This is a genomic window from Dictyobacter kobayashii, assembly GCF_003967555.1.
In the GTDB taxonomy this organism is placed as follows: domain Bacteria; phylum Chloroflexota; class Ktedonobacteria; order Ktedonobacterales; family Ktedonobacteraceae; genus Dictyobacter; species Dictyobacter kobayashii.
This window is the reverse complement of record NZ_BIFS01000002.1, coordinates 2,812,231-2,822,873: the sequence shown is the minus strand read 5'-3', so window position 1 is coordinate 2,822,873 and position 10,643 is coordinate 2,812,231. Positions and strand designations below refer to the sequence as shown.

At 47.5% G+C, this 10,643-nt stretch carries 8 protein-coding genes and 2 pseudogenes; 6 read left to right on the top strand and 4 right to left on the bottom strand.

Translation table 11 applies throughout. The annotated features are described in order from the left end of the window. Window positions 1–2,336 precede the first annotated feature (2,336 nt). The 4 genes from EL645_RS38865 (at window position 2,337) to EL645_RS46190 (ending at window position 5,228) form a co-directional block, all read left to right on the top strand. Window positions 2,337–2,669, top strand: coding sequence for a hypothetical protein (locus tag EL645_RS38865; protein WP_126557698.1), 333 nt, complete (start codon window positions 2,337–2,339; stop codon window positions 2,667–2,669). A 306-nt stretch (window positions 2,670–2,975) separates the two neighbouring features. Beyond that, window positions 2,976–3,866: a hypothetical protein gene (locus EL645_RS38860; protein ID WP_126557697.1), complete on the top strand. Its 891-nt coding sequence runs from the start codon at window positions 2,976–2,978 to the stop codon at window positions 3,864–3,866. Between the two features lie 62 nt (window positions 3,867–3,928). Continuing rightward, window positions 3,929–4,315 (top strand): PH domain-containing protein, encoded by a 387-nt coding sequence (locus EL645_RS38855; RefSeq protein ID WP_126557696.1) that lies wholly within the window; start codon window positions 3,929–3,931, stop codon window positions 4,313–4,315. A 94-nt stretch (window positions 4,316–4,409) separates the two neighbouring features. After that, window positions 4,410–5,228 (top strand): DUF7019 family protein, encoded by an 819-nt coding sequence (locus EL645_RS46190; RefSeq protein ID WP_371865856.1) that lies wholly within the window; start codon window positions 4,410–4,412, stop codon window positions 5,226–5,228. 1,051 nt (window positions 5,229–6,279) lie between these two features. Here the strand turns inward: EL645_RS46190 and EL645_RS38845 are convergent. Together EL645_RS38845 and EL645_RS38840 are read right to left on the bottom strand one after the other, a co-directional pair. Then, window positions 6,280–6,852 carry a P-loop NTPase family protein gene (locus tag EL645_RS38845; protein ID WP_126557694.1) on the bottom strand — a complete coding sequence of 191 codons (573 nt, stop codon included), beginning with the start codon at window positions 6,850–6,852 and terminating at the stop codon, window positions 6,280–6,282. A 77-nt stretch (window positions 6,853–6,929) separates the two neighbouring features. Then, a complete protein-coding gene (locus EL645_RS38840) occupies window positions 6,930–7,565 on the bottom strand; it encodes a hypothetical protein (protein ID WP_126556716.1) in 636 nt (211 codons plus the stop codon). Between the two features lie 146 nt (window positions 7,566–7,711). On the opposite strand from EL645_RS38840, the gene istA reads away from it, so the two are divergent. Further along, window positions 7,712–8,938 (top strand): IS21 family transposase, encoded by a 1,227-nt coding sequence (gene istA / locus EL645_RS38835; protein ID WP_126554888.1) that lies wholly within the window; start codon window positions 7,712–7,714, stop codon window positions 8,936–8,938. Window positions 8,939–8,957: 19 nt separating this feature from the next. Then, window positions 8,958–9,751 (top strand): annotated as a pseudogene (gene istB, locus EL645_RS38830) (IS21-like element helper ATPase IstB). Here istB and EL645_RS45055 read toward each other — a convergent pair. Then, complete coding sequence (locus tag EL645_RS45055) at window positions 9,698–9,826, bottom strand: hypothetical protein (RefSeq protein WP_281276353.1); 129 nt, start codon at window positions 9,824–9,826, stop codon at window positions 9,698–9,700. The pseudogene istB and the gene EL645_RS45055 sit on opposite strands and share 54 nt — an antisense overlap. A 318-nt stretch (window positions 9,827–10,144) precedes the next feature. Next, window positions 10,145–10,579: pseudogene (locus EL645_RS46185) on the bottom strand (carboxymuconolactone decarboxylase family protein); the annotation flags it as partial. Window positions 10,580–10,643 lie beyond the last annotated feature (64 nt).

Genomic DNA, 10,643 nt, shown 5'->3' with positions numbered 1-10,643 from the left:
GCAAATAACCACCTAGGGCAGGATTGGGATTAGATCTCTGGAGCACGCGGAACTCATGAACACGATATGACATCTGCGAGGAGAAGACGATAGTATGTGCTATATACCTCAATCGCGCCTTCCGAGTATAAGCTAAAGTAGTCAACAGACTAATGCACCAGCGACACACGCGCATCGCTATCAAGCAACAGATCACCCAACAATTCTGGAACTGTATCGAGGTCGAGAGCGAGTGGATCCCGTAGACCACCTCTTCATAAACTGTGTTTGTCCGTGGAGACAGAGTCAGCTGATTTGCCCATATAGCCTGGGGCATGAGCTTGGACTTCGCACATGTCGCGAACTGCGCTTTTCTTCTATACTGAGAACTGAGTAGATCCTACAACCTAAAGAGAGAGAGGAGGCTGGGCAAGGCCAACCTCTGAAAGATGGATACGGAATGCCTTCCGCTATGACATACACTTTCTCCAGACACGATGGCAGGTACTCATGGTGATGTCTCCGAATACGCGCTGCACCAGATGCGCAGTGTTGAGCGCTACTCTCACTGTTCCCACATCATACGAAGAGCACATGATACAACGCTACTCCGAGATATATCGGTCTGTGCTGCAGAGATAGTTGTGTATGTATTAGGTATATCTATATGAGGTGACTGAGAAGTCTCTTTATCGACTTCCTTGCACGTGAAGGTAATCATTGGTGAGACAAACGAACGATCCATTTATGCCCCCTCCTTGCGACACCATTTTTAGTTTCCACAGAGTGACGGTCCCATCGGCAGTGAATGAGGAGCAGTATAATGTAGACAGTGCTTATCAGTCGATTCGGAAAATTAAAACTCTGGTTAGGCTTCAATTGCTGCGCCGTCATGTGTGCTGATAGAGCGGTATTTCTCTCGGTTCAGGCGATTTGCTTGTGGTACCACGTATGTGGCGCGCTACCGCATACGATGTTATTACGCTCGGTTGATGTCTGTGTCATGACCGCTATCACCACTTCATCTCTATGTTACAAGACGAGATGCATATTGCAAGAGAACAACAGCTAGAGTAAAATTTGCATCTGGTGATAATGCAACATATTGATTTGGAAGAAAGACACAGTGCGATCTACTGCAATGCATATGAATCTAGGAGCCAGCCACTATTAACAAAGACTGGGTATTAGAACGCATGATGTAGGCTGTGTCAACCATTGTCAGTGAGAGTTCAAGTGAGAATAGAGCTGCTATGCGAGCAACCAGAAGAAAGTTGGGGCACAAATAAATAGCAACGATAGATTTTTCGAAGCGATCGATCCTTGTGGCTATGTGTCATTTTTTGATTCTATGGAAAGAGCATGCAGCAAGCGCTCCTCTCTTATGTTCACAACATTCATGTAATATTATTTATCGTGGAGCGATGATAGTGTATTATCTATTAGGGCAGCGAGAGTGGATAATTAGATAATTTTTCACAATGTTTAGTATCTTAAATCATTGTGTCATCTTACATAGCCGTGGAGGGATTGGCATCAGTTTATGGCAGAAAGAAGGCAGGGGCAAATGCCAGCACATTCAGCACACATGGCAGAGATTGGTATCATCCATAGATTATTTTGCGCCATGGCAATAAAATGATTCTTATAACTACAAAAAATGGCAAGAAAGATATAAAGCAATTTGATCCTCACAATGCCAATATAGCACGATCTATTCCGTGTTCGTACATCAGGCGTGAAATACGAGATGAAGTTAATCAATCTCTCATGATACATAACTATCAGTCTCCCTCACATTTAGATTTTTTTTGAAAAAAAGTACGATGATAGGGCATAATGAATATGTAGTACAGGTTCAGCTGAGAAAGGAGGAACGACTTGGCTCTTGAAGGGTCGTTCACCCGTCGACTAGTCTGGAGAGCTGTTGTCTTATGAAGTCGGAAATCTACAGAACGAACAATGCGACCCCTATTTCCTCTCGGGTTGTCTTATGATAATCATCATTAGTATGAACAATGAACGCGGAGGTCTCGGAGGTGCATAAGCAGTTCACCCCGCTGGCGTCACTGTGTTTGTAATTAGGCCCCGATTACGAAGCTCCATATGAATTACCGCGTGTACACTGACCAGTGGCAATGGGAGCATCTTAGATCACTGCGTCGCACGAGATAGTGATGTGTGCTACACCATCCCTAAGAAAATATTTCGTGCGCTTGTCTCGAGCGAAATTGTTTCGCGAAATTTTATCTATGAGGTTATGCTTATCGCCTGATATCGGTATCAGTTCGAGAGAACGCCTGATTACGCAATCAAGAAATGACTATTCCTTATGCTTTCACCAGAGCAATATCGCCGTGAAAAATTTGTTTGACTGCCGCACGGATCAGTTTGCAGTCTCTGTCATTCTTTACCAAATGCTCACAGGAGAATTCCCGTATAGCCAATATCCGAATGTAAATCCTCGTGTTCCTGTGATACCTCCAGAACGCATAAACAAAAATGTTGGTACAGAACTTAGCCACATAGTCATGAAAGGACTAAGTCTAGACAAAAATCAACGTTATGATACTAGTCAGGCCTGGCTCCAAGCTTATCTTTCTATTGAAGAAAAATTTAAAGCTCAAAATCACCAATCACCATTAACACCAGTATTAACACCATGGCAAAAATTCATGTCGATATTTTAAGTAATCACTTAAATATCGACTCGATTTACAATTGATTGTTAACATTACTTGCTCTGTAAGGTGCAACGCATGAAACGAAATTTTTTTTACAGACTTGCCCAGACACTATTCTCACAGCCAGTTATCCGAGTGAGGATCTCCACCACAGATCATAAATGTGCAACCATTACAAAAAAATCGAAGCCGCATGGTGGCTGACCATAATGATCCTGGATTTCTGTTAGCTTACTTGCCGAGAACACTTATTGTCCTCGTGCTGGAATCATTCAATTTGAAGAGAATTTAGAAGATGTCGGTGAAGAAGATATGTTTATCGGCAGCGGACAGAAACAAACGGAGTTGTTTTATGAACTTGCCAGATTAAAACAAACGATTGACCAACTGAATAAAACTATACGTCATAGCTGGAAGATTTTTCTTTGGTTAGTTGCTAGCATATTCATCTCTCTTTTGGCTGCTAACGTAGTAGCTATTATAGCAAATGCACTTAATGCTAGTTCTATTGGGACTATAGTTATGAATTTACTAGGATTTTTATATCTTGCTATTTTTATTGCTATTATCATATCTATAAGCTCACTAACATCAAAGTATTTTTATAGACATGAACTAAAAAAACAATACAATTATGCCATAAGCGTACATGCTTATATTCCTCTTTTTGATCATTCGCAACCCATTCAATTATCCTGGTGGAATTTGATGAATGCTGGCTTCCAACTTGTAAGGCCAATTGAACAATATCGCGATCCAAAATGGCATCTCGCCGGGAGACCCTGGCGCATTTTGGTTCGAGGGGATGTACGTATTCCAGTTTTCCGCCGTCGACCAAACCGCAATGATAAAGGCAATCGATTATTCAAACAACATTTTGTTCGTATGGCGGCATATTGTCATTTATTAGAGAAGTGCGAGCATGGTAAAAGCCCATTTGGGCTTGTATTAGAAAAAGGAACATATAGCTGTGTGACAGTTCCTTATAATCCATCATCTAAAAAAGCATTTCATGATAGTTTGATCCAAGCGCGCAAAACTATTTGTAATATAGGTGTGCTTTTCCCTCCTCCTGCACGCAATTGGCAAGCTTGCATTTTTTGTCCTCATAGTCGTCGTGAACGTTACACAATGGCTAGCACATGTGGAAATCGATTCAATTGGATTCCACCTAATTATAGAGATCAACAAAGTTACTATTGATCGAGCTATTAGCTATACAAAATCACTACGATCAGCATACTTAAGAGGAGCTTATTTGTATCATGAATAAGAAAACAGAGGAAGAGTCAAAAGATTCTTCAATTTTCAGTGCCATCAATACTATTGCCAGTTCTGCCCAAAAGCTTACAGGAGCAGATCATGGTTCAATACTCGTGTTACTTATATGCCTCCTCGTTATTATAGCCCTGCTATTTTTCTGGAAATCCTCAAACCCTTTAACGATAACAGTCGTCATATTAATTCTTCTTCTTTTCATTGGTACTTCTATATACGTTATCGCAAAAATGTATCATAAAGACAAAAACAACACAAAAATAGAAGAAAGGCGCAAAGACAGAGAAGCTAAATATACGGGCATACCATTGAGATTGTTGTCGCAAAAGAAAAATCCCCAGCTGACGTCATACCTGATGCCGAGGTTATTTTGAGCACAACAGATAGAAGGCAGGAGAAAACAGATCGAAATGGCCGTACATTAATTAAATTCAACCCACAAGATATGGATAAAAAAAATGGTTAACAATACGTGCAAACGGGTTTGAGGAAAAAAAATTAAACATTTTACTAAAACCAAGTGATGAATATCACATTGAACTTAAACCCATCCAACATAAAAATAGGTACTTTGACCAGATTGATGCCCTGGATTTCATTTATGTTTCAGATGCTAAAATTGCCAAACAACAGCAATTAATATGGCAAGAAGAACATATACCAACAATTCCACATCGTATTCGCGATCTAGATACAGTTCTGGCCCATTTACAAAAAAACAAACGCATTGGAACTATTCAAAGTGATAAGGGCTTTATTGAAGGGGAATGTGAATTACGATGGGGTGTAGTAGAATGGCAAATAAATGACAATGTTCCTTCAGCCTGTTTCTTCTTTTCTATCGACACCGATCCCATGCTATTAATGGCTGGATCTATGTATCATCTTTACGACAAAAATCCCCAGAGAGCATACAACTATAGCATGTCACCCAGCAGCATTCCATCTATGTTTCAAGCAATTAAATTTGCCATTTCACAAAACCAAACTTGGGCTAATGCGATCAGTGGAAATGCTTATGACTACTTATTTGCGCTTAGCTTTATGCAAGATAAACAACTTGACAATCTACGTATCCACAATCTATCGACAGATTTTCAAAAACAACGAATGAGATTTGTTGCCCGAAGCCATAAAAAGCTCATCCCACCCACGAACGAACAAATACAACAGCTTTTTATCAACCATACAGTCAAGGAAAGCGACAAAATATCTATAATAAAATTAATGGCAAATGCTCGAGATATTCAAATTTGCTCACCTCTCTATGTACTAGAAGTTAAGTAACATAGAGTCTTATAGAGAAGTGATGATTAGATATATTACTCATTAAAGATTCTTAATAACCCTGGTTTCTTGCACAGAGACCCTTCTTTTGAAGAGTCCCTGCGTGATTCATTGTACAATCTTAAACCAGGCACTCGTTCTTTGCTCGTTCGGCCAGTTCATGGCTGAACAGTTGGAAGGTGATGGCCTGATAGTTTCGATCGGGTCTGGCTTGCTGTAGGAAAGCAAGGGCTTCTTCTTGTCGATGGAAGCCTGTGTGGCGTTTCTCGATGGGAGTGTGGTCGTCGACAAAGTAGCGTATGGCCAGGGTTCCTAGTAGATCTATTTGCCAGATGGCATAGCGTATGGTGGGTTTTGAAGATACTGCAGGGTTTGTATGCTCTGGGTTTTGGTGGTCTGATATGTGTTCTGGGACCTGCGTATCGACATAATCCCAGAGTGACGGCGCGGTTGAAACCTGCTTGCTCTTTTTCTGAGATGCATGACTATGGGTGGCTTCATGGTTGGCTGGACCTCCTCTGATGGTGTGATGACGGGAATGTCGCGAACGTGAACCTGGATTTTGCTTTTCGGATTCCGGGTGGTAGCTTTTTTCTTTTTGCTAGTAGAACATTGACGCGCCAGCGCGATGTGGTCAATATTGCCAAAGAGCAAGGTAGGCGCTATCGAATTCACCACGGGCGCTTTATTAGATGAAGCTACAGGTATTAATGCCATGGGCGAAACGATCTCTTCCTGTGATGTTTCAGGCTGGTGGATGTGATCATCGTGAGCGGGCAACTCGCTAGAAGGTAAGATCCCTCTGCTAGAGGTGGCCGTTCTTGCGATGGCTCCGAGGTACTAAGTCTGGTATCTCTGCGTGGTGGCAAGATGGAGTGACGCTCGAGACGCTGGACAGGTGTTTTAGTTGGTGACTTGGCCCAGACATCTGGATGCGTTGAACTATAGAAAACAGGCAAGCGGTCAGGGAGCATATCGCTGGCTCCAAACCAGGTGCGGCCGTGCTTGAGTGCCTGGGATTCTTCGTTAGCGCGACGCGCAAAGGCCTGGGTCAGTTCGCTGGCATCATCGTTGCTGAGTAGGGAGAAGAGCGATGAGGAGGATGCATCCTCGTCAATGAGGAGTTCTGCCTCAACAGTTGCGGAGAAGCGGGCAAGCGTGGTCTCGTCAGCGCCGGCTTCTTCAATGAGGGCTCCTCGGGCTGGTTCTCCGGCGAATGCAGCAGCGGCCCACTTTGAGCTCCAAGTTTGCGCATCTTTTGATGTCCGACGGTCCCGGCATAGGCCAGATAGTAGATACGCACTTCTTCGCGTTTGCCTAATCGCCAGGCTCTCCTGGATGCCTGCTCAAGCATGAACAGGTTCAAGGCCATTTCCACCCAGATGATGGTGTCGACCACACTCTGGAGGTTGATGCCTTCGTTGACCCGAGAATATGGAACAATGGCTACACTCACAGGTGCGCCACCTTCAGAAGCCATACTCATGGCCTCGATGATACGCTGTTGCCGATCTTCCGGTTTGACGGTGTTGGGTAAGGTCCAACTTTTGACGCCAGCTTGTTGTAATACCCATTCCAGGCGACGAGCGGTGGAGCGTTCCTGATTCTGGTCGATGTATAACATCAGACGGCGGCCCTCCGCACGTTCTTTCTGGACGACTTCAAGCAGGCGCTTTTCCAGAGGATAGACATACTCCCAGGCTAATTGGGGCGTTTTGAGCAGGTATTGTTTTTCCTGGGCATCCCCCAGATGGACCGTTTGGTTTGCCAGAGTTCATATGGTTTCTCGCAGGGTAAAACTGCAAACCAGCGCGGAATTGTGCCCTGAGCCATACGGGCTGCTGGATTGCCTTTTTGGGCTCGATCGGCCAGCGACTTCACCACGCCCAGATAGGCTCCAAGCAAATCATGCTCGTGTACCCAGGCTTTCAGTTGCGCGCTCTCTTCTTGTGCTTGGACCAGGGCCAGTTGGGCCTGCTCCTCTTGTCGACTCCACTCCTGCAAAGCCTCACGATCGGTCACGCCATCACGTACGGCATCGAAAAGTCGCTGTTTTTCTTGCTGTAGAGCGGCCAGAGCCTTGCGCGGTGCAACCAGGATCTCTTCTGCTTGCCGCGCCTTTTCATCCACCTGCGGATCTTGCATCGAGACAATCTCTGGGATCTCTACTTTCGCAGGCATAAATGCTCCGACATCCAGCACAGTCAGAAAACAGAGATCTTCCAGCAAAGAGGGGAGTAATTTGGCGGAAAGGCCTGGAGCAGGTACGGTAGAGACCTGGACATTGGATTTACCGCTGCCACGCCTGGCGTCCGCTTCATATTCCTTAACCCACATCTGTATCACCCGTAACGGTGGAGTGCCTCCGACACCTGCTTCCAGTATTAAGGACGGTGTATACTCGAGCCGGTGAAGAATTGACCGACCCCAAGAAGGCGGTAGACTGAGGATATAAACACAACAATATTCTCAGGAGACCGACCATGCTTAGGAGTCAGACAGTGCTAACAATACACGATCTTTACACACAGGGGAAGAATGTACAGGAAATTGCTCAGGAGTTGGAGATCTCACGCACAACGGTACGCAAATACTTGAAACATCCCGAGGCGGTGATCCCGAAACCGCGTCCGGTGCGTCCCTCCAAGCTTGATCCATTTAAAGAACAGATCAAGAAGTGGGTCATGGAAGACCATTGCACCAATTGCGAGGTGATCTTCGAGCGGTTACAGAAGATGGGCTACACCGGCAGGATCAGTATCCTCAAGGAATACGTGCAGCCGCTGCGGGCTGCAGTGGCTGGCCACGCGCCCGTACAACGATACGAAACCAATCCAGGAGAGCAGGTTCAATTCGATTGGGGCGAGTTTGTATACGAGCATGAGGGTCAGATGCGTAAATTTTATGGATTTACGGCTATCCTTGGCTATTCACGCATGCGCTTTGTGACCTTTGTGAAGCGTTGCGACACACCCACGCTCATCCGCTGCTTAATGGAGGCATTTGAGTACTTTGGTGGCTTAACGAAGGTTGCGCTGACGGATCGCATGAAGAGCGTCCTCTTAGAAATGGAGGAGAACAAGCCGCGGTGGAATCCCCGCTTTGCCGATTTCATGGTTTCCATTGGAGTTGGCGCACGCGTCTGCAAGCCGTACACACCACAAACGAAGGGCAAAGTCGAGCGTACAGTCAGCCATGTCAAGAAGAGTTTATGGGGTGGGGTCACCTTTACCGATCTGGATGATCTCAATCGCCAGGCGCATGCGTGGTGCGAGCGTATCAACTCCCGTGTGCATCGCACGACCCATGCACGGCCCGTGGATCGCCTTGCCGAAGAGAAGCTGCTGCCCTTGCCCCAAGACTTTGCTTGGGAACGCTTCGCCACCGAAGAGCGCAAAGTCACCTGGGATGGCTACGTCTCCTACGATGGCGTGCTGTATGGGCTGCCAGGGACGCTGCAACTGGCAGGCAAACAGGTCCAGGTACGTGAGCGCAAGGGCTTGCTCACCGTCTGGTCGGCTGGCACTCAGGTGTTTGCTATCGAGAAGCGACCGCGCTCGCAAGAGAGCGTGCCGCACGCGGACCAGTGGAAGACCGTCGCCTCCGTCTCAGCTACCCGCCGTGCGCCCACGCCCTTAGGCCATTTGCAGCCTGCCCCGGACGTCGAAAGCCGTCCCTCCAGGAGTATGATCAGTATTGTGGAGTCGTGACCATGCAGGAGGTGGTCGCATGAAGAAAGGAGTATACAAACAACTGAACTTAACGCACTTGGAAGCAGCACTGCCACACGTCCTAAATGCGGCCCGGCACGAGCAGTGGACCTATGAGATGTTGCTGGAACGAGCTCTGGCTGCGGAGTTAGATGGACGTGAGCAGAAGGCCATCGCTCGGCGGCTCAAAGCGGCGCGCATTCCTGGAAAAAAGACCTTGGATGGGTTCGATTTCTCCTTTCAGCCGACCCTTTCCGAACGGCGACTGCGGGAACTGGCGGATCTCTCGTTTGTGCGAACCTGTACCAATGTAGTCTTCCTCGGCCCTCCGGGGACAGGCAAAACACACTTGAGCTTGGCGTTGGCGGATCGAGCGCTCGCAGCAGGGCATTCCGTGTTGTTTACGACCCTGGCTGAGCTCGCACAGGCCCTGGAAAGTGCATCGCATCCTGGCCTCATGCGGCAGCGTCTGCGGCGCTATATCGCGCCCAGTCTGCTGGTCATCGACGAAGTCGGCTACACCAAGCTGTCACAGGAGCAGGCGCACCACTTCTTTGAGTTGGTGACGGCACGCTATGAGCATGGCTCGATCATCCTGACCTCCAACACGAGCTTTGCTCAATGGGGCGCTCTCCTGGGGATGAAGTGCTTGCCACAGCACTGCTCGACAGGCTGCTTCACCATGCTGAGGTTATCCCCATTAATGGGCGCAGTTATCGCATGAAGGAGCGTCAGACCGAGCGTACGAGCCTCTCAGCCTCACCGGAAGTGGCTCTCAGCGCCACCGGCGGCAAATCTACCGGCGTTCGGTAAGCGGCGTTTGTGCGCCGGCGTTGGGATCACTTGATTCTGGCGCAGTTTGGTCGGCATTTGTTCGCCGGCGCTCATGGAATGTTGTTCTTTGGAGTTCGTTTCACTAGGGCGGCCAATTCTCAATCGGCTCGTGATTACACCGGCCTTGACATCTTGTCAGCGCCGACGCAAATGTGAGCCGATCCTGGCGCGTTTTGACTCAATGACCCAGGGAGTGTAGCAGGCTTCTCACCTGGTATAAAGGCCGCTGCGCTTTACCTTGACACCAGGTGAGAAGCCTGCTCAGATAAATGAGAAGCCATTGAAACGAAAAAAATAATCATTTCTTTCTTTGTTCAAAAAAGCACGCATTTGAGCTCGACACCGGCTCACATTTGCGTCGGCGCTAATAATCTGCCTGGTCGTGGCGTTCAGGCGATTAAAGAGGTTGGTGGTAGCAATCATGAGAATAATCGCCGCCAACTCCTTTTCGTTGTAGTGCCGGCAGGCCTCTTCCCAGATCTCATCGGGGACCGCGTCAGCCTGATCGGCCAGACGTGTGGCTGCCTCGGTGAGCGCGAGCGCGGCACGCTCCGCATCGGTGAAGTAGGGCGTTTCTCTCCAGGCAACCACGGCAAAGAGCCGCTCATCTGTTTCTCCGGCCTTCCTGGCGCTACGCGCGCCATAGTCCACACAGTAGCTACAGCCATTAATCTGGCTCGCGCGCAAATGGACCAGCTCAAGCGTCTTCTGTGGCACACCACCCTGTCGAGTGGCCTTGAGCAGCGCCTGGATGGGCTGCAGAACCTCCGGAAGGATGGTTGCCGGGTTGCTCATTCGTGCTTGCATGATGAATAGTTCTCCTTTAGGCGTTTTCAGTTCTGTCTGTTTCGATGAAGCTACATCGGGATGG